19 protein-coding genes and 2 pseudogenes are annotated in these 18,200 nt (G+C 68.5%); 14 read left to right on the forward strand and 7 right to left on the reverse strand.

Annotation, left to right across the window (positions count from 1 at the left end):
• Window positions 1-79: 79 nt before the first annotated feature.
• A complete protein-coding gene (locus HQK15_RS17635; protein ID WP_437340257.1) occupies window positions 80-373 on the forward strand; it encodes an ArsR/SmtB family transcription factor in 294 nt (97 codons plus the stop codon).
• Between the two features lie 216 nt (window positions 374-589).
• Window positions 590-1,500: pseudogene (locus tag HQK15_RS17640) on the forward strand (cation diffusion facilitator family transporter).
• On the opposite strand, the gene HQK15_RS17645 reads toward HQK15_RS17640, so the two are convergent.
• Window positions 1,457-1,750: a metal-sensitive transcriptional regulator gene (locus HQK15_RS17645; protein WP_173492822.1), complete on the reverse strand. Its 294-nt coding sequence runs from the start codon at window positions 1,748-1,750 to the stop codon at window positions 1,457-1,459. The pseudogene HQK15_RS17640 and the gene HQK15_RS17645 overlap by 44 nt on opposite strands.
• Window positions 1,751-1,779: 29 nt before the next feature.
• Entirely contained in the window at window positions 1,780-4,176 is a 2,397-nt protein-coding gene (locus tag HQK15_RS17650) for a heavy metal translocating P-type ATPase (RefSeq protein ID WP_173492823.1), read from the reverse strand.
• A gap of 1,113 nt (window positions 4,177-5,289) precedes the next feature.
• Here HQK15_RS17650 and HQK15_RS17655 point away from each other — a divergent pair.
• From HQK15_RS17655 to HQK15_RS17675, 5 genes are all read left to right on the forward strand, one after another.
• Window positions 5,290-6,579, forward strand: a complete 1,290-nt coding sequence (locus HQK15_RS17655) for an endonuclease/exonuclease/phosphatase family protein (RefSeq protein WP_173492824.1) — start codon at window positions 5,290-5,292, stop codon at window positions 6,577-6,579.
• A complete protein-coding gene (locus HQK15_RS17660; protein ID WP_173492825.1) occupies window positions 6,576-7,760 on the forward strand; it encodes an endonuclease/exonuclease/phosphatase family protein in 1,185 nt (394 codons plus the stop codon). The genes HQK15_RS17655 and HQK15_RS17660 overlap by 4 nt, the downstream gene beginning before the upstream one ends.
• Window positions 7,761-7,850: 90 nt before the next feature.
• On the forward strand, window positions 7,851-8,447 hold the full coding sequence (locus HQK15_RS17665; protein ID WP_217361832.1) for an LOG family protein: 597 nt from the start codon (window positions 7,851-7,853) through the stop codon (window positions 8,445-8,447).
• Window positions 8,444-8,848 (forward strand): NUDIX hydrolase, encoded by a 405-nt coding sequence (locus HQK15_RS17670; RefSeq protein ID WP_367649240.1) that lies wholly within the window; start codon window positions 8,444-8,446, stop codon window positions 8,846-8,848. The genes HQK15_RS17665 and HQK15_RS17670 overlap by 4 nt, the downstream gene beginning before the upstream one ends.
• 25 nt (window positions 8,849-8,873) lie before the next feature.
• Window positions 8,874-9,497, forward strand: a complete 624-nt coding sequence (locus HQK15_RS17675) for an alpha/beta hydrolase (protein ID WP_173492827.1) — start codon at window positions 8,874-8,876, stop codon at window positions 9,495-9,497.
• A gap of 2 nt (window positions 9,498-9,499) precedes the next feature.
• On the opposite strand, the gene HQK15_RS17680 is transcribed toward HQK15_RS17675, so the two are convergent.
• The gene (locus HQK15_RS17680) at window positions 9,500-9,865 is read right to left on the reverse strand and encodes an RNA-binding S4 domain-containing protein (protein WP_173492828.1); all 366 of its coding nucleotides are present in this window, start codon (window positions 9,863-9,865) and stop codon (window positions 9,500-9,502) included.
• A gap of 23 nt (window positions 9,866-9,888) precedes the next feature.
• Between HQK15_RS17680 and HQK15_RS17685 the strand changes: the two genes are divergently transcribed.
• Window positions 9,889-10,119 carry an RNA-binding S4 domain-containing protein gene (locus HQK15_RS17685; RefSeq protein ID WP_173492829.1) on the forward strand — a complete coding sequence of 77 codons (231 nt, stop codon included), beginning with the start codon at window positions 9,889-9,891 and terminating at the stop codon, window positions 10,117-10,119.
• Between the two features lie 37 nt (window positions 10,120-10,156).
• Here HQK15_RS17685 and HQK15_RS17690 read toward each other — a convergent pair whose 3' ends face one another.
• Window positions 10,157-10,567 (reverse strand): hypothetical protein, encoded by a 411-nt coding sequence (locus HQK15_RS17690; RefSeq protein WP_173492830.1) that lies wholly within the window; start codon window positions 10,565-10,567, stop codon window positions 10,157-10,159.
• Window positions 10,568-10,600: 33 nt separating this feature from the next.
• Here HQK15_RS17690 and HQK15_RS17695 point away from each other — a divergent pair, with 33 nt between their 5' ends.
• On the forward strand, window positions 10,601-11,656 hold the full coding sequence (locus HQK15_RS17695; protein ID WP_173492831.1) for an LLM class flavin-dependent oxidoreductase: 1,056 nt from the start codon (window positions 10,601-10,603) through the stop codon (window positions 11,654-11,656).
• A 25-nt stretch (window positions 11,657-11,681) separates the two neighbouring features.
• Here HQK15_RS17695 and HQK15_RS17700 read toward each other — a convergent pair whose 3' ends face one another.
• On the reverse strand, window positions 11,682-12,080 hold the full coding sequence (locus HQK15_RS17700; protein ID WP_173492832.1) for a hypothetical protein: 399 nt from the start codon (window positions 12,078-12,080) through the stop codon (window positions 11,682-11,684).
• Between the two features lie 91 nt (window positions 12,081-12,171).
• Between HQK15_RS17700 and HQK15_RS17705 the strand changes: the two genes are divergently transcribed.
• Window positions 12,172-12,993 (forward strand): spermidine synthase, encoded by an 822-nt coding sequence (locus HQK15_RS17705; protein ID WP_173492833.1) that lies wholly within the window; start codon window positions 12,172-12,174, stop codon window positions 12,991-12,993.
• A 97-nt stretch (window positions 12,994-13,090) separates the two neighbouring features.
• On the opposite strand, the gene rocD is transcribed toward HQK15_RS17705, so the two are convergent.
• Window positions 13,091-14,302, reverse strand: coding sequence for an ornithine--oxo-acid transaminase (rocD, locus tag HQK15_RS17710; RefSeq protein WP_173492834.1), 1,212 nt, complete (start codon window positions 14,300-14,302; stop codon window positions 13,091-13,093).
• Between the two features lie 57 nt (window positions 14,303-14,359).
• On the opposite strand from rocD, the gene HQK15_RS17715 reads away from it, so the two are divergent.
• Genes HQK15_RS17715 through HQK15_RS17730 form a run of 4 tightly spaced genes read left to right on the forward strand, consistent with a single transcriptional unit; the run spans window position 14,360 to window position 18,076 of the window.
• Window positions 14,360-14,890, forward strand: coding sequence for a hypothetical protein (locus HQK15_RS17715; RefSeq protein WP_173492835.1), 531 nt, complete (start codon window positions 14,360-14,362; stop codon window positions 14,888-14,890).
• 37 nt (window positions 14,891-14,927) lie between these two features.
• Window positions 14,928-15,635: a YcnI family protein gene (locus HQK15_RS17720; protein WP_173492836.1), complete on the forward strand. Its 708-nt coding sequence runs from the start codon at window positions 14,928-14,930 to the stop codon at window positions 15,633-15,635.
• The gene (locus HQK15_RS17725) at window positions 15,628-16,143 is read left to right on the forward strand and encodes a copper resistance CopC family protein (RefSeq protein WP_173492837.1); all 516 of its coding nucleotides are present in this window, start codon (window positions 15,628-15,630) and stop codon (window positions 16,141-16,143) included. The genes HQK15_RS17720 and HQK15_RS17725 overlap by 8 nt, the downstream gene beginning before the upstream one ends.
• Window positions 16,124-18,076 (forward strand): bifunctional copper resistance protein CopD/cytochrome c oxidase assembly protein, encoded by a 1,953-nt coding sequence (locus HQK15_RS17730; RefSeq protein WP_173492838.1) that lies wholly within the window; start codon window positions 16,124-16,126, stop codon window positions 18,074-18,076. The genes HQK15_RS17725 and HQK15_RS17730 overlap by 20 nt, the downstream gene beginning before the upstream one ends.
• Here the strand turns inward: HQK15_RS17730 and HQK15_RS17735 are convergent.
• Window positions 18,073-18,200: pseudogene (locus HQK15_RS17735) on the reverse strand (IS481 family transposase); the annotation flags it as partial. The gene HQK15_RS17730 and the pseudogene HQK15_RS17735 sit on opposite strands and share 4 nt — an antisense overlap.

The following is an 18,200-nucleotide window of genomic DNA, read 5'->3' on the forward strand; positions in this document are numbered from 1 at the left end:
TGGATTGCTATGCAATTATCTGCGTATGGACGCAGATAACCAGGTATGTGGGCGTGATCCCGACAGCTAATACGTCGAGCTGGCGGTCGAGGTCTTCACGATGCTGGCCGACGCGACCCGCATTCGGCTGATCCTGGCTCTGCGCGATGAGGAGATGTCGGTCAATCATCTGGCCAATATCGTCGACATATCGCCAGCGGCAGTCTCACAGCACCTGGCGAAATTGCGCTTGGCTCATTTTGTCACCACACGCCAAGACGGCACCCGGGTGTTCTACCGGTTGGCCAACGAGCATGCCAGCCAACTGGTTTCGGATGCCATCTTCCAGGCCGAACACTCCCTGGACGGCACGCCACCACCACCCGCAGCATAGGACATCGGCGTGAACCTCCGCCACGACGAGCACAGGCACGACCATCCGCACGGTGATGGTCACTCTCATCCAGAAGGCATCAAGGGCTTCTTGCTGTCAATCTTCAGACCTCACAGTCACGATGCTGCCGATTCGATCGATTCGGCCCTGGAGTCCAGCAACGAGGGGATCCGTGCCGTCAAGATCAGCCTCGTAGTTCTCCTCGTCACCGCTGTCATGCAGTTGCTTGTGGTCATCCTCACCGGTTCGATGGCGCTGTTGGCGGACACGATCCACAACTTCTCCGATGCGCTGACGGCCATTCCGTTGTGGATCGCGTTTGTCCTAGTCCGGCGGCCACCGACCAAACGGTTCACCTACGGCTTGGGGCGTGTCGAGGACGTGGCGGGCCTGTTCATCGTTGTGATGATCGCGCTGTCGGCCGTCATCGCCGGCTATGAATCCATCTCGCGGCTCATCCACCCGCGAGATATCACGAACGTGTGGGTTGTTTTGCTGCCGGCATCATCGGATTCGCAGGTAACGAACTGGTCGGTGTCTACCGCATTCGTGTCGGCCGCAAAATCGGGTCTGCAGCCCTGATGGCTGACGGCCTCCACGCCCGCACCGACGGATTCACCTCACTGGCCGTGGCCGTCGGCGCGATCGGTGTCCTGGCGGGCTTCCCGTTGGCCGACCCCATCGTCGGGCTACTGATCACGGTGGCGATCCTCGTCGTGCTCAAAGGCGCTGCCACCGAAGTCTTCCGGCGACTCCTCGTTGGTGTTGACCCGGCCCTGGTCGAGCAGGGTGAGAGGTCACTGCTCGCGACACCTGGCGTCACGGGGGTCGACGCGATACAACTTCGCTGGATTGGTCACCAATTGCACGCAGAGACGAGCATCGAAGTCGACGACACCTTGACCTCCGGTCCGCCCACGCGATTGCCCATCTTGCCCAAGACCGGCTTCGCCACGACGTGCCGAAGCTTACGGGCGCCACGGTGCACGCCGGTCCTCCGCAAAGCCTCTAATCGCGCACCGCTGGTCGAATCGCCTTGTTGCGGCTGGCCCGGCCGCGCCGTCTTCATGCGATCAGCCGGTTCTAGGACCGAACGAGTCGAGCGATGGCGTCAGAAGCTTCTTTGATCTTGGCGTCGGCTTGCTCGCCTCCGGCGTGGATGGCGTTGGTGACGCAGTGTTTAAGGTGCTCGTCGAGCAGTCCCAGGGCTACGGCTTCGAGGGCTCGGGTGGCCGCGGAGATCTGGGTGAGGATGTCGATGCAGTAGGTGTCTTCTTCAACCATGCGTTGCAGGCCACGGATCTGACCTTCGACGCGGCGCAGGCGCTTGAGGTGGGCCGCCTTGTTGTCCGTATAGCCGGGTGCAGTGTCGGGCATGGTTTGGTCCTGATTCTTTCTACTTGTAGTCAGATTTTCTGGGTGCGTAGGCGTAGGGCATTGGCGATAACGCTGACCGAGGACAGGGCCATCGCGGCGGCCGCAATGATCGGTGACAGCAGTAGGCCGAAGAACGGGTAGAGCACTCCGGCCGCGATGGGGATGCCGGCGACGTTGTAGATGAAAGCGAACATCAGGTTCTGGCGGATGTTGCTCATCGTCTTTTGGGAGAGTTCGCGTGCGCGGACGATCCCCATCAGGTCACCGCCAAGCAGGGTGATGCCGGCGCTCTCGATCGCGACGTCGGTGCCCGATCCCATCGCGAGACCGACGTCGGCTGCGGCGAGCGCGGGGGCGTCGTTGACGCCATCGCCAGCCATGGCCACGACCCGGCCTTCGCTACGCAAAGTGGTGACGATGTCGCTCTTGTGGTCTGGGAGGACTTGGGCTTCAACTCGGTCGATGCCGAGCCGTCGTGCGACAGCCTCTGCGGTGACACGGTTGTCGCCGGTGAGCATGACGACCTCGATACCTTCCTTACGCAGTGCAGCGAGCGCGGCCGGGGTGGTCTCCTTGACGGGGTCGGCGATCGCGAAGATGCCGCCGACTTGGCTGTCGATGCCGATGTAGATGACGGTCGCCCCATCGGAGCGCAACCGGTCGGCTTCGGTGTCCAAGGACGTGGTGTCGATGCGGTGGGAGGCCAGGAAATCGGCATTGCCCAAGACGATGGCCCGGCCATCGACAGTTCCTTGCGCGCCGCGGCCAATGGGGGAGTCAAAGTCCTGCACATCCGGAGGCGTGAGCTTCTGGGCGTGGGCGGCTTCGACAATGGCCAAGGCCAGGGGGTGCTCGGAGGCGCGTTCGACCCCGGCGGCCAGGCGCAGTATTTCGACCTGTTCAAACCCTGTAGCGGGCACGGTCGCAGTGACTGAGGGTCGACCTTCGGTCAGGGTGCCGGTCTTGTCCACGACAAGGGTGTCGACCTTCTCCATTCGCTCGAGGGCCTCGGCGTTCTTGATCAGCACACCAAGCCCAGCGCCCCTCCCGACGCCGACCATGATCGACATCGGTGTGGCCAGCCCGAGCGCACAGGGGCACGCGATGATCAGCACAGCCACGGCCACGATGAGGCCATGGGCGAGCCTGGGGTCGGGCCCAACCAACGCCCAGATGATGAACGCGAGGACAGCGACGCCGATGACGATCGGCACGAAAACACCAGCAACACGGTCGGCCATGCGCTGGATCGGGGCACGGGAACGTTGGGCGTCGGCGACCATCGCGACGATCCGCGCGAGCATCGTGTCGCGGCCGATCTTCTCAGCGCGCATGACCAACCCGCCGCTGGAGTTGATAGTGCCGCCAATGACGGCATCGCCTGCAGCCTTGGAAACAGGCATCGACTCACCCGTCACAAGGGACTCATCAACGGAGGAGCGCCCCTCCTCGACGGCGCCGTCGACAGGGACTCGCTCGCCAGGCCGGACCCGGAGGCGGTCGTCGATCTGCACATCCTGGAGACCAATCTCCTCATCAGTGCCGTCTTCGTTGATCCGGATGGCGGTCTTCGGAGTCAGGTCGAGCAGCGCCCGGATGGCGCCAGAGGTCTGCTCTCGGGCGCGCAGCTCGAGAACCTGGCCCAGCAGCACGAGCACGGTGATGACAGCGGCGGCCTCAAAGTAGACGTCGACCGTGCCCATCCCCATGCCATCGTTCTCGCGGAAGGCATCCGGGAAGATGCCCGGCGCAACGGTGGCGATGACGCTGTAGACCCAGGCGACACCGGTGCCCATCGCAATCAGCGTGAACATGTTCAGGTTCCGCGTGCGAACCGAGGCCCAACCTCGTACGAAGAACGGCCACCCGGCCCAGAGCACCACGGGAGTGGCCAGCACCAACTGGATCCACACTGACACCGAGGACGGGATCAGCTCATGCACCCAGGAGAAGAGATGACCGCCCATCTCGAGCAGGAACACCGGTAGCGCCAGCACAAGACCGACCCAGAACCGGCGGGTCATGTCGACCAACTCCGCGCTCGGGCCGGTGTCAGCAGTGACCATGACTGGCTCAAGTGCCATCCCGCAGATCGGGCACGATCCCGGACCAGGTTGGCGGATCTCCGGATGCATCGGGCAGGTGTACTCCGCCACCTCGCGCTCAGCCGCATTGCCGCTTTCGGCCCCGACCATCTGATGACCGCTGTGTGAGTTGTGGGCGTGGCTACCTTGCTCTGCGTCATCGCCGACATACAGCTCTGGGTGCGCCTCGAATTTGGTTCGGCAGCGCTCAGAGCAGAAGTGGTAGGCGCGTCCCTCGTGCTCGATGTGCTGCGGGCCGGACGCGTCGACGCTCATGCCGCACACAGGGTCCGTGACGGTAGGCAGGTCAGCGGTGCTTGATGCCTTAGTGTGACTGCTCATATCGCTACCATACGTTACCCCCTAGGGGTATACAAGGGGAGTGGTGTGGCGATCCAACTGTGGTGTTTGTGGCAGACATCGTTGGGTAGTCGTTGAGTACGTGCGACTACGACTTGAGGTTCGACGTGGGCGTGAACAAAGTTTCGGTCTTGGCCCGCGCGACCGCTCGGGGTCTGACTGCTGCGATGGGCGATGTCGGGGGCCCGACGTCTCACCACAAATCTTGGATTCATGGACCAGACTCCACCCGAGGCGATGTTGGAGAGCAGTGCACCCCAACTAGTCAAGGACCTTGATCCTGAGAAGCGTGCGGCGGTCACGGAACTCGCGCACTGGGCATACTCGGCGCCTTCTTGGTGTCGGTCAGTAGCACCGACTTGGAGGTGCTCGGCGTGATAGATGGCTTGCTCGATCAACTCGGCGACATGCTCGTTGTAGAGGCTGTATCGAATGTGGCGGCCTGAGCGTTCGCAATTGACAAGGCCAAGGTTGCGCAGGAGGCGTAGCAAACCCGAAATGCCGATGAAATTGGGTTGGTCATCGATGGCCGAAGGACGCTATTGCGAGACTTCGCGGCGGGGTGGTCAGTGACTGGGCTGTTCTCGGTGCAGCGCAAAAGGCTGTGATTGTGGACTAATCTGGTTGCAGCACTCGAACGAGCGCGGTGATTCGTTTCGAGGGTCGAGCTGGCGGTGTCCCCCTCGGACACGGAACCCCAAGCACGCCCCAAGCGGATCACTGGGCGTACCGATAATCGGTCATTGAGATTTGAGTTGTGTAACGCTTATTCAACGGAAACTACCGCGCAAATCGTCTTGCGAGGTCAGATCTCATCAAGATCAGTCCGGACTGCGAGCAGCGTCGCGGTGTGTTTGCGCAGGTCAGGCCCCAAGTCCTCAAAAACCAGCAACTGGCGATAAAGCGAGCAGGCCTCATGCTCTGGGCCAGGGGGTCGCAGGTTCAAATCCTGTCAGCCCGACGTTCGTGATCTCCCCGGAGATCGACAGTCCCGGATCCGCGTCAGCGGGTCCGGGACTGTGCCTTTCACGACGCCTTCTCACGATGGAGCCGAACCGCCTCCACGAGGCCCCCTCGGCGACTACGGTTCTGCCCATGCCACGACTCCTGCCCGTCCCCCTGGTCCTGGCCACGTGCCTGGCCGTGGCGTTCTCGTCCCTGTCCGCGGCGTCTGCGGCCGGGCCCGGCCGCGCGCCCTGGGTGACGGCGTCGACGACCACGTCGATCACGCTCGACTGGCCCGGTGGGTCGTCGGGCTACCGCACGTTCTACGCGACGTCCTACAGCGGCGTGCTGACGTCGTCGACGGCCAAGAAGTCGGCCGGCTCCGCGGTGCGGATCACGGGCTTGAAGCCGGGGCAGATGTACTGCTTCCAGACCGCGACGGGGAGCGGCGCCAACCGCTCCCAGCGCTACTGCCACTCCACGATGCGCCACGCCAACCGCAGCAGCCAGACCCGCGTCGGCATCGCGACCTTCAACGTCTGCGGCGTGGCCAACGGCTGCCGGTCCTGGCGTCCGCGGGAGGACGCGGTGATCGCCCGCATCCGCGAGGCCAGGGCCGACGTCGTCGCCATCCAGGAGGGCTCGTCGGTGCTCGGCCGCATCGCGCGGCGGCTCACGGCCCACGGCTACGCCCTGGCATCGGCCTCGAGCACGGAGGGCGTGTTCTACCGCACGTCGAAGCTGGCCCAGGTGACGACGAGCTCGACCGAGACCGTCTGCGAGGACGAGACGGTTCCCGACGAGGTGGACACCTCGACCTGGGACACCGAGTCGGGCACCCACACCGACACGGACGGCGTCACCTGGACCTACGACGGCGTCGAGTGGGCGCGGGAGGTCTGTGAGCCCGTGACGACCACGACGCCCGTCGCGGGGACGTTCAGGCTCGGCGGGGCAGCGACTGCCACCTGGGCCCGGTTGCGGGTCAAGAAGACCAAGAAGTCGTACGTGTTCGTCAGCGCCCACCTGACCGCCGGCAAGTCGGCCGGCAACGCCCGCTCGCGCGACGGCGAGACCCGCCGGCTGATCACGAAGGCGAAGGACGAGGCGAACGGCGTGCCGATCGTGTTCGCTGGCGACTTCAACTCCCACCGCAACCGCCCGAACGACAGCCCGCGTCTGCGCTTCGAGCGTGCCGGATACCGCGACGCCTACGACCGGTCGGCCCGGTACAGCAAGGCCTACATCAACTCCTACAACGGCTACGAGAAGCGTCCGGTGCGCGGCGTGAAGTACGGCGACCACGTCGACCACGTGTTCCTGCACAGCAGGACGGGTGCTGACAGCTGGGCGGTCGTCGCGCCGACCCGCGGCGGCAGGAACGTCACGCCGATCGCGTCGGACCACAACCTGGTCAGGGTGACCGCTCTGCTGCCATGAGGTGGAGCCTGCTCCTGTCGCTGGCCGCGGCCCTGATGGTGGGCACGGCAGGCGCCGCGGTGTCGGCGGACGTCGAGGCGCCCGCGCAGTCGATCACGCAGGTGAGTCCCACCCGGGTGACGGTCTCGTGGCCCGCAGCCGCCTCGGGTTTCCACCTCGTGGTCTCGCGAGCCGGCTCGATCGTCGTCGACACGACGTCGGAGGGCTCGACCATCCAGGTCGACCTCCCGGCGGATGCGGTGGGCCGGCGGCTGACGTACGACCTCACCTCGCTCGTCGGGGAGGGGCAGGAGCCGATGGCGGCTCGGGGCGAGTTCGCGACCAGGCCGTCGTCCGTGACCGTGCGCCTCATGACCTACAACCTGTGCACGCAGCGCTGCCGCGCGATCACGCTCCCCACGCCCGCCCGCCTGCGCGGCATGGTGGCCCAGGTGGCCGAGCGGCAGCCGGACGTGCTGGCCGTCCAGGAGGCCGGAGCGCGTACGTCCCGGGTGCACCGGAGACTCGTCGCGGCCCTCGACGACGTCGGCTACCAGCGGGCCGCGGGTCACAGCGGCACCTACCTCTTCTACCGGTACCGGACGATGTCGGCCCGCACGCCCGACGACGGTCACTTGTGGGGACGCACCGTCCTGGCACGACACACCCGACGCACCGGCACCCGTCCGGCGCCGGTCCAGGAGCTGCGCCACCGGGCCACCGGGGCGCGGCTGGTCGTCGCCGGCTACCACCTCACGGCGCTCGACACGGCCCGCAAGGATCGTGCCCGCGCCAACGAGCACCGGGACGTCGAGCGCGTCATCGCTGCGTGGCGCCGGACCCACCCGGGTGTCCCGGTCTTCGAGATCGGCGACTTCAACTCCCTGGTCCAGCAACAGACCAGGCGGTACGACTCGGACTCGCACCGCCAGCGCGTCTGGAAGGCCGTCAGGCAGGCCGGCCTGACCGATGCGGTCATGGTCGCGTCGACCCGGTCGCAGCACCGCCTCAACACGATCAACCAGCGGTCGAGCGACCGGCGTCGGTTCGGCCCCGGACGCCACCTCGACCACATCTTCGTGCCGCGTCGGACGCCCGTGAAGGCGTGGGGGCTGATCTCGCGCGACGTCGCATACAGCAACCAGCTCAGCGACCACGATCCCGTCTGGGCCGACGTGGAGGTCGGCGTCACCGGCTCCTGACTGCGGCCGTCGCGCCGACGCCGGGGGCGAGCGTCCACGACCGCTCGGCGGGCGGGACAATTACATGACGACTTCTGGGAAGGGGCATCCATGGCGCTGAGTTCTGTCGCCGTCTTCTGCGGCTCGAGCTTCGGGACCTCGCCGGCGTACGCCGAGGCGGCCCGGCTCACCGGACGCACGCTCGCCGAGCGGGGCATCGACGTCGTCTACGGTGGCGGTCACGTCGGCCTCATGGGTGCTGTCGCCGATGCCGCCGTCGAGGCGGGTGGACGGGTCATCGGGGTCATCCCGCGTCAGCTGGACGACCGCGAGCTCGCGCACCACGGGCTGACCGAGCTGCACGTGGTCGAGTCGATGCACGAGCGCAAGCAGCTCATGGCCGACCTCTCCGACGCGTTCATCGCGCTGCCCGGTGGGGCCGGGACCCTCGAGGAGATCGCCGAGCAGTGGACGTGGGCGCAGCTGACGATCCACGCCAAGCCCAGCGGCTTCCTGGACGTCGCCGGCTTCTGGACCCCCATGCGCGAGATGCTCGACACCATGGTGGGTCAAGGGTTCGTCCGGGCCGAGCAGTCCGGCATCGTCTCCTTCTCCGACGACCTCGACGAGCTGCTGACCATGCTGGCGGCGCCGCCAGCATGGACCGACAAGTGGGGCGCCTCGACTGCCGAGACCCCGTCGCCGTGACAGCGCCGGTCATCCATGTCGCAGCGGCACTCGTCGTGGACGCGGCGGGGCGTGCCCTCATGGTGCGCAAGCACGGCACGACGATGTTCATGCAGCCCGGCGGCAAGATCGAGGCGGGGGAGTCGTCGTTGGACGCGCTGCGGCGCGAGCTCGACGAGGAGCTCGGGCTGCGACCGAGCGCCGACGACCTGACGTGGGTCGGCTCGTTCGAGGAGGATGCGGCCAACGAGCCGGGGCACCGGGTCAGGGCGGAGGTCTTCGCGCTGACGATCGACGCGGCGCTGACCGTCGCGGCAGCGGAGATCGCCGAGAGCCGGTGGGTCGACCCGCGGGCCACCGGTGACATCGACCTCGCTCCGCTCAGCAGCGAGGCACTGCTGCCGCTGCTCCTCGCCCGTTGATTTAACCGACAACTAAGGTGGTCGCATGACCTCACCCGTCGACGACGCCCACACCGTCCGCTCGGGGGACGACGCGCTGCCGCTCGTCCTGCTGCTGCACGGCTACGGCTCCAACGAGCAGGACCTGCCGGGCCTCGCGGCGTACCTGCCCGATGAGCTGGCGTATGCGTCGGTGCGGGCGCCCCTGACGATCGGTCCCGGCTCGTACGCCTGGGTGCCGATACGGGTGCCCGGACGTCCCGACCCCGAGATCACGGCGGCATCGACCGACGCGCTGCTGACCTGGTTCGACGCGCACGTCGACGCTGACCGCCGGGTCGTGCTGCTGGGCTTCTCCCAGGGAGGCCTCATGGTGAGCCAGCTGCTCCGTGCGCGTCCTGGACGCTTCGCGGCCGGGCTGGTCCTGTCGGGGTTCGTCCTCGACGACGAGCAGCCCGGCGATGCTGATCTCGCCGCTCGGCAGGTGCCGGTGTTCTTCGGCCACGGCGACGCCGACCCGGTCATCGCCGTGGACGCGACGCAGCGGGCATCGACCTGGCTCGCCGAGCATGCCGACACCACGGACCGCACCTATGCGGGACTCGCGCACGGCATCTCGGCCGAGGAGCTCGACGACATCGCGGCGTTCCTGCACCGGCACGTGCTCTGAGGTCAGCGTCCGCGGAGCCGGTCCATCGCTCGGCGGTCACGCTTGGTCGGCCGACCGGCACCTCGGTCGCGCCGAGGCATGACCGCGACCTCCTCCTTCGGGGGAGGCGGTGGCGTCTTGTCGTCGTAGCACTGCACCGCGACGGGAGCGCCCACGCGCTTGACGATGATGCGGGTGACGACCACGACGCGCAGGCCGCCCTCGGTGAGGGCCTCGATGCGGTCGCCGATCTTGACCGGCTGCGAGGGCTTGGCCTTCGCGCCGTTGATGCGGACGTGGCCCGCCTTGCACTCCGACGACGCGATGCTGCGGTTCTTGTAGAGCCGGACGGACGAGACCCAGACGTCGGCGCGCGCGGTGCTGTCCATGGGCCCGACTCTAGACTGGCGCCATGAGCGACGACATCGAGATCATCCCGATCAGCGGCGACATGATCCGTCTCGGCCAGTTCTTGAAGTTCGCCAACTTCGCCGACTCCGGCGCCCATGCCGGCGCGATGATCGGCGACGGCGACGTGCTGGTCGACGGCGAGATCGAGACCCGTCGTGGCCGTCAGCTGGCCAAGGGCATGGTCATCGAGGTCCGCACGGCGGCCGAGACCCACGTCGCCCAGGTCGGCTGACCCGGGTCCACCGGGGTGAGGCGGTCAGGCCAGCCGGTCAGGCCAGCCGGTCGCGCCAGACCTCGAGGTCCTGCACGGCGAACGCGGCGGCATCGGTCAGGCCGTCGCGGTCCCACGTGACGACCAGCAGGTCGCTGCCCGTGGTCTTGCCCAGGAAGTGCCGGGTCGTGCGCGTCGACGTGATGATGTCGCGGGGCACGACGACCTCCCGCTCGGGCATGAGCTGCACGAACACCAGGTCGGTGCGGCCGAGCACCAGGGTCCCGGGGCCGCGGACCTGGGCCTTGCCCTCCGAGGCGACCCCGACGAGGTTGGCCGGGGCGCTGTGCTCGGGATCGGTCGCGGCGATGCGGCGACGATGACGCCGTCGGACGGATCCGACCTTGAGGCGGAGCGCCAGGAGACCCAGCACCAGGACGCCCACGACGATGACCAGGATCTCGAGCATGGCCCCAGTCTGGCAGCCCCCTAGGCTCGAACCATGGACTCCGACGCGCCCCGATCCTCCGCGCCCCTCGAGCTGGGTCTCGACACCTTCGGTGACGTCACTGCCGGGGAGGACGGCACACCGCTCCCGTACGACCAGGTGATCCGCAACGTCATCGACCAGGCGGTGCTCGCCGACGAGCTGGGACTGGCGTTCTTCGGGGTGGGGGAGCACCACCGCGAGGACTTCGCGGTCACGGCGCCCGAGGTCGTCCTGGCGGCGATCGCGTCGCGCACGACGCGCATCCACCTCGGCACGGCCGTGACGGTGCTGAGCTCGGACGACCCGATCCGCGTCTACGAGCGGTTCGCGACGCTCGACGCGGTCTCCGGCGGACGGGCCGAGGTGATCTTGGGACGGGGCTCGTTCACCGAGTCGTTCCCGCTGTTCGGCTTCGACCTCGCCCAGTACGAGGAGCTGTTCGCCGAGAAGCTCGACCTGTTCGCCGCGCTGCGCAGCGAAGGCCCCATCACGTGGGAGGGCAACCTGCGACCGCCGCTGGTGGAGCAGGATATCTTTCCCAAGACGGCGGCCGGGTCGGTCACGACGTGGATCGGCGTCGGCGGCAGTCCCGAGTCTGTCATCCGCGCGGCCCGTTACGGCATCCCGTTGATGCTCGCCATCATTGGTGGTCCGCCCGCGCAGTTCGCCCCGTACGCCGACCTCTACCGCCAGGCCCTCGACCAGCTGGGCCAGCCCGTCCTGCCGATCGGCGTGCACTCGCCCGGCCACGTCGCTGACACCGACGAGCAGGCCCGTGAGGAGCTGTGGCCGCACTTCGCGGTGCAGCGCGAGCGCATCGGGCGGGAGCGAGGCTGGCCGCCACCGACCCGCGAGGAGTTCGAGGCGTCCGCGGGCCCCGAGGGTGCGATCTACGTCGGATCGCCCCAGACCGTCGCCGACAAGATCGTCCGCAACACCCGCATCCTGGGTCTGGACCGGTTCGACCTCAAGTTCAGCAACGGGGCACTGCCGCACGACAAGCTGATGCGGAGCATCGAGCTCTACGGGCGCGAGGTCGCGCCGCTCGTCCACGCAGCCCTGGCGTGACGGTGACGCCCGGGCGCGGGGTGGCTCAGCCGCCCAGCGGTGCGGGGAACACCTTCCAGCTGCCGTCGCGCTTGCGGACCTGCACGAGCTCCTGCTCGGCGTTCTTGCCTCGGTCGTACCAGATGCGCACCGTGGCGTCGTCGCCGTCACGTGCGACGACGTCGTAGCGGAACGTGGCGGGCTCGAGCCCCTCGGCCCGATAGGCGTCGCGGACGCTGTCGACCGCGGCGCAGTCGACCGTGTCGGGATCGACGGTCACCTTGCGCAGCGCGGAGCAGTCGCCGCTCGCGTACGCGGCCGTCGCGGCCCTGACCGTGGCGATGGGGTCGGGACCGTCGAGATGGCGGCGCACGAGGGTGCCAGCGCCGATCGCGACCACGACGGCGACCGTCAGCGTCACCACCTGCAGCATCCGCCGTCGCATCGGTTCCCTCCCTGTGGTGCAGCCTCGACCGTATCCGCAGTCGGTGGCACCGGCGAGGGGGGCGGAGCCGCACGCCTCCTAGAGTGGCAGGGTGGACGAGGCCCAGCGACGTGTCGAGATCGTCCCTGACCGTGACCGACCGTCGGCGTTCACCCTGCAGATCGACGGCACCGACCAGTCCTACGTCGATCTCGACGACCCGACGCGGCTCGAGTTCGACTACATGCAACGCATCGCCGACGTCATCGACGCACACGGCCCGGCGGGCGCTCCGCTGCGGTGCGTGCACGTCGGGGGAGCGGCCCTGACGATTCCCCGCTACGTCGCGGCCAGCCGGCCCCGGTCGTCCCAGACCGTGCTCGAGCCGGACGAGGCCGTCACGGCGTTGGTGCGCGAGCGGCTGCCGCTGCCCCGCAGCAGCGGCATCAAGATCCGCCCGGTCGACGGGCGCTCGGGCATCGCCGCGATGCGCGACGACCTCGCCGACATCATCGTGCTCGACGCCTTCGACGGTGCACGCATCCCGGCCGAGCTGACGACCGTGGAGTACTTCGCCGAGCTGGCGCGGGTCGTCGTCGACGACGGTCTCGTCCTGCTCAACATCGCCGACAAGGCGCCGTTCCCGTACGCCCGCCGGGTCGTGCGCGGCGTCTGCGACACGTTTCCGCAGGTCATGATCAGCGCCGAGCCCGCGACCCTGAAGGGCCGCCGGTTCGGCAACGTGCTGGTCGTGGCGTCCCGAGCGCCCCTGCCGTGGGAGGCGCTCGCACGCCGGGCCGCCAGCTCGCCGTTCCCCTACCGCGTGCTGCCCTACCGCGACGTCGTCGCCGCGTTCGCAGCCAAGGCACCGTTCACCGACGCGGACAGCCAACGATCGCCTGCGCCGCCCGGCGGAGCGACCTTCTTCAGCTGACGCCCGCGCGAGTGGCGCAAACCGTCCCCCGAGTGGCGCAAAATCGGACGACTCGCCGTCTCACTTTGTTGATCTTGCGCCACTCGCGGATCGGGGGTCAGGCGTTGAGGGCCTCGGCGAGGGCGTCGACGGCGTGGTCGATCTCCTCCTTGGTGATCACCAGCGGGGGAGCGATGCGCAGCGTCCGCTCGTGGGTCTCCTTGCAGAGGACACCGCGGTCGCGCAGCGCCATCGACACCTCGCGTCCGGTCTTGGCGCGCGGGTCGATGTCGACGCCGGCCCAGAGGCCGCGACCGCGCACCGTCGCGACGCCCTTGCCGACCAGCTCGTCGAGGCGTCCGTGCAGGTAGCGACCCAGCTCGAGCGACCGCGTCTGGAACTCCCCGGTGGCGAGCAGGTCGACGACCGCGCGACCCACGGCGCAGGCCACGGGATAGCCGCCGAACGTCGACCCGTGCTGGCCGGGCTTCAGCACGCCGAGCACGTCGGCGCGACCGACGACCGCCGAGACGGGGATGATGCCGCCGCCGAGGGCCTTGCCGAGCGTGTAGAGATCGGCACGGACGTCGTCGTGGTCGAGGGCGAAGAGCTTGCCCGTGCGCGCCAGGCCCGACTGGATCTCGTCGTCGATCATCAGGACGTTGTTCTCGTCGCACAGCTGGCGGACGCCGGCGAAGAACCCTGACGGCGGCACGATGACGCCGGCCTCGCCCTGGATCGGCTCCATCAGGATCGCCGCGGTGTTGGGCGTGATCGCCGCGCGGATCGCCTCGAGGTCGCCGTACGGCACCGTGATGAAGCCCGGCGTGAACGGTCCGTAGTTGTCGTGCGCGGCCGGGTCGTCGGAGAACGACACGATCGTCGTCGTCCGACCGTGGAAGTTGCCCGCGGCGACGATGATCTCGGCGGAGTTGAACTCCACGCCCTTGACCTCGTAGGCCCACTTGCGGGCGACCTTGATGGCCGACTCGACCGCTTCGGCGCCCGTGTTCATCGTCAGCACCATCTCGGTGCCGGTCAGCTCGGCCAGCTCGCGGCAGAACGCGCCGAACTGGTCGTTGTGGAAGGCGCGCGACGTCAGCGTCAGCTTGTCGAGCTGTGACCGCGCCGCCTCGACGAGGGCCGGGTGGCGGTGGCCGAAGTTGAGCGCGGAGTAGCCCGACAGGAAGTCGAGGTAGCGGTTGCCGTCGACGTCGGTCACCCAGGCGCCCTCGGCCTCGGCGATCACGACCGGGAGCGGGTGGTAGTTGTGCGCCCCCCACTCCTCGTCGAGCTTGATGAAGGAGGAGGTCAGTCCGGAATCAGCCATGCGCCCACGGTACAAGCCGCGAGATCTGTCGCCAGCCCGGCAGGCTAGCCTGAGCACGTGCTTGGACCCGATCTCGCCGCCGCCGTGCGCCCGGTCAGTGGTCCGGTCCGGGCTCTTCGGTCCCTGGCCGCCGCACTGGTCTGCGTGACGGCAGCAGCCGTCGGGCACCACGAGGCCGGGGGAGAGCTGCCGCTCGTCGCCGTGCTCTCGGTCCTGGCGGGGGCGGGCGCCGTCGCGTGGCTGCTGGCCGCCCGGCGCGTCACTGTGGGCCAGATGCTCGGCCTGCTCGTGCTGTGCCAGGTCGCCGTGCACCTGGGCGCCTCGGGCCAGGACATGACGATGTCGGTGTCGATGCTCGGCGCCCACGTCGTGGCGACTGCCGTCAGCGTGCTGACGCTCGCGCGCGGCGAGCGGCTCGTGTTCCTCCTCGCCGAGCGGCTCGGTCTGCGCCTGCTGCCGGTCCGGTGGACGATCGGCGCACTGCCGCTGACCCCACGGCTGCTGCCCGTGCTGGTCGAGCGGACCCTGCACGACGTACGTCTCGCGCACTCGCGCTCGTTGAGAGGACCGCCGCTCGGGCTCAGCTGACCCGACCGCACCCCTCTCACCCAGAAAGCTCACCATCATGCATCGCACCACCGCGCGGCTCAGCGCTGCGCTCATCACGGTTGCCCTCGTGGCCGTCGCCGCCCCGGCTTCGGCCCACGTCAACGTCTCGTCGACCGACGCGGCCCAGGGCGGCTACGGCAAGGCCGTGTTCCGCGTCCCCAACGAGTCCGACACCGCCGCGACGACCACGGTCGCGGTGACCCTGCCGGCCGACACCCCGTTCGCCTTCGTGACCGCCGGCGCCAAGCCGGGCTGGAAGGTCACGATCGCGAAGAAGAAGCTCGACCGCGCCACGAAGGTCGGCGACTTCGAGCTGACCGAGGCCGTCCGCACCATCACGTGGACGACGAGCGGCGACGGCATCCCGGTCGGACAGTTCGACGAGTTCGCGATCTCCGGCGGACCGTTCCCGGAGGCCGACGAGATCGCCTTCACGGTCGAGCAGACCTATGACGACGGCGAGGTCTCCAGCTGGGACGAGGCGCAGGAGGGTGACACCGAGCCCGAGAACCCGGCGCCTGTCCTCGCCCTGGCGAAGGCGACGACCGACCACCACGGGGCGGCGACGGCGACGTCCGCCGCGGACGAGTCCGACGACACCGACGAGGCCAGTGGCTCCGACGACTCGGGCGACAGCCTCGGCACGTGGCTCGGCGGCGGGGCGCTCCTGGTGGCTCTCGCTGCACTTGTTGTGGCACTGCGGGAGAATCGACGTCGTGCGTAAAGACGTCCTCATCCGCGGGATCCTCGTGGGTCTCGTGCTGCTCGTCGCCGGGGCGGGACCGGCCAGTGCCCATGCGGCGCTGGTCGGTTCCGACCCGGCCGACGGGTCGACCCAGACGTCCGCGCCGACCACCGTGACGCTGACCTTCAACGAGCCGATCGGCAACCCGGCCTATCTCGCCGTGACGGCGCCGGACGGCACGAAGCTGTCGGTCACCGACATCCGCGCCGTCGACCAGGAGGTCACCGCCACGGTCGCCGACGTCGACCAGAAGGGTCGCTACAGCGCGGCCTACCGGGTCGTGTCGGCCGACGGTCACCCCGTCGCGGGCACATTGACGTACGACGTCTCGGCCGGTCGCGCCGTCACCCAGGTGGAGGCGCCGCAGGAGCAGTCCTTCTTCCACCGGCACAGCAACCACCTGTTCTGGGGCATCCTCGCCGCGGTCGTCGCGGTCGCACTGCTCCTGGCACCCCTGAGGAGGCGCGATGACGCAGACCGTGCGTGACACCACGGCAGGCTTCCTGGTCGCGGGCCTCGCCCTGCTGTTCTTCCTCGTCGTCGGCGGGGGAGCACCCGAGCCGACCCCGGTCGGTGACCCGGGGGCGTTCGTCGGCTGGAGCGTGCCGTTCGTCAAGCTGCTGACGGACGTCTGCGCGGTGCTCGTGGTCGGCTTCCTGCTGGCCGCGACCTTCCTGCTCCCGTCGGCCGAGCCCGAGGCCCAGGGACTCTCGGTGCAGGCCGTGCGACTGGCCTCCCGCTGGGCGCACGTCTGGTGGGTCGCGAGCCTCTTCTCCTTCTTCGCCAAGACCGCCGAGGCGTTCGGCAAGGGCATCCTCGACCTGTCGTTCGCCGAGATCACCGGCTTCGCGGGCACCTCCAACGGCCGCGCGGTCTGGGTGCAGGCGCTCGCCGCACTGCTCGTCGCGGTCGCGACGCGCTGGACGCTCTCGATCCGCGCCCTGGCCGCGATCCTGGGGCTCTCGCTGGCGACCCTGGCTCCGGTGGCCCTCACCGGTCACTCGGCCGGCTCCGGGTCGCACGACCTCGCGACCACGAGCCTCTACCTGCACATCATGGGGGCCACGATCTGGGTCGGCGGCCTCGCCGCGCTGGCGTGGGTCGCGCTGCGCGGCAGCAAGCGGCTCGAGCCGGCCATCGCCCGCTACTCGTCGGTGGCCCTGTGGGCCTTCGTGATCGTCGGCGTCTCCGGCGCCGTCAACGCTGCCGTACGGCTGCGATCGCTCGGCGACGTGTTCGGCGAGGCATACGGCCTGCTCGTCGTCACCAAGATCGCGGCCCTCGTGATCCTCGGCGGCTTCGGCTACTGGCACCGCCGCAGGATCGTCGCCACGGGCGGCGGGTTCCTCCGCATCGCGATCACCGAGGTGTTCGTCATGGGCGCCGCGATGGGTCTCGCCGTGGCGCTCTCACGCACACCGACGCCGGTCGGTGACGACGTCCTCAAGACCCCGGTCGAGGAGCTGCTCGGCGGGCCGTTGCCCGACGCGCCGACGGTCCTGAGGCTCCTGTGGGGCTTCTCCGGCAATGGCGTCGGCCTGGCCATCGTTGGCCTCGGCACCGCGTTCTACCTGCGGGGCGTGCTGACGATGCGTCGTCGCGGCGACCACTGGCCCGTCGGGCGCACCCTCTCGTGGATGGCAGGGATGCTGGTCATCGCCTGGGCCACGTTCGGTGGCCTGGGGGAGTACTCCCACGTGCTGTTCAGCGCACACATGGCGTCGCACATGCTGCTGTCGATGGTCGCGCCGATCTTCATCGCCCTCGGCGCCCCGATGACCCTGGCCCTGCGCACCCTGCCCGGTCCTCGTCAGCCGGGGGAGGTCTCACCTCGGTCGATGCTCCTGGGGTTCCTCAGCTCGCGCTACTCCTCGTTCGTGACCCATCCCGTCGTCGGGCCGGTCCTGTTCGTCGGAAGCCTCTACGGGCTCTACTTCACCGGGATCTTCGAGACCCTGATGGGCAACCACTGGGGTCACGCGATCATGGAGATCCACTTCCTGGCCGTCGGGACGTTGTTCTACTACGTGCTGATCGGCATCGACCCCTCGCCGCGCAACCTGCAGCCGGTCGCCCGCTTCGGCGTCCTGCTCGTCACGGTGCCATTCCACGCCTTCTTCGCGATCGCGGTGATGTCGTCCAACACGGTCTTCGCCCTCGACTACTGGAAGGAGCTCGACCGCCCCTACCGCACGGACCTGCTGGCCGACCAGTACCTCGGCGGCGGCATGGCCTGGGCGATGGGCGAGATCCCGCTGGTGCTCGTGATGGTCGCCATCTTGTTCCAGTGGTTCCGCTCCGACGCCCGGGAGGCCAAGCGCTTCGACCGTGCCGAGGACCGCACCGAGGACGCCGCGCTCGAGGCCTACAACGCACGGCTGCGCGACCTCGCCGAGTACGGCAAGCGGCGCGAGCCCTAGGTGTGATGTCCAGGGACGTTGGTCAGTCGGGTGACTGGTGGCTTGCCGCCGGTAGCGGAGTGGGCTCGGTGATGATTGTAGAAGTGCAGCCAGCGCGGCAGCGCTGCGGTGCGCTGGTCGTTTG

Source organism: Aeromicrobium stalagmiti (genome assembly GCF_013283745.1).
GTDB lineage: Bacteria > Actinomycetota > Actinomycetes > Propionibacteriales > Nocardioidaceae > Aeromicrobium > Aeromicrobium stalagmiti.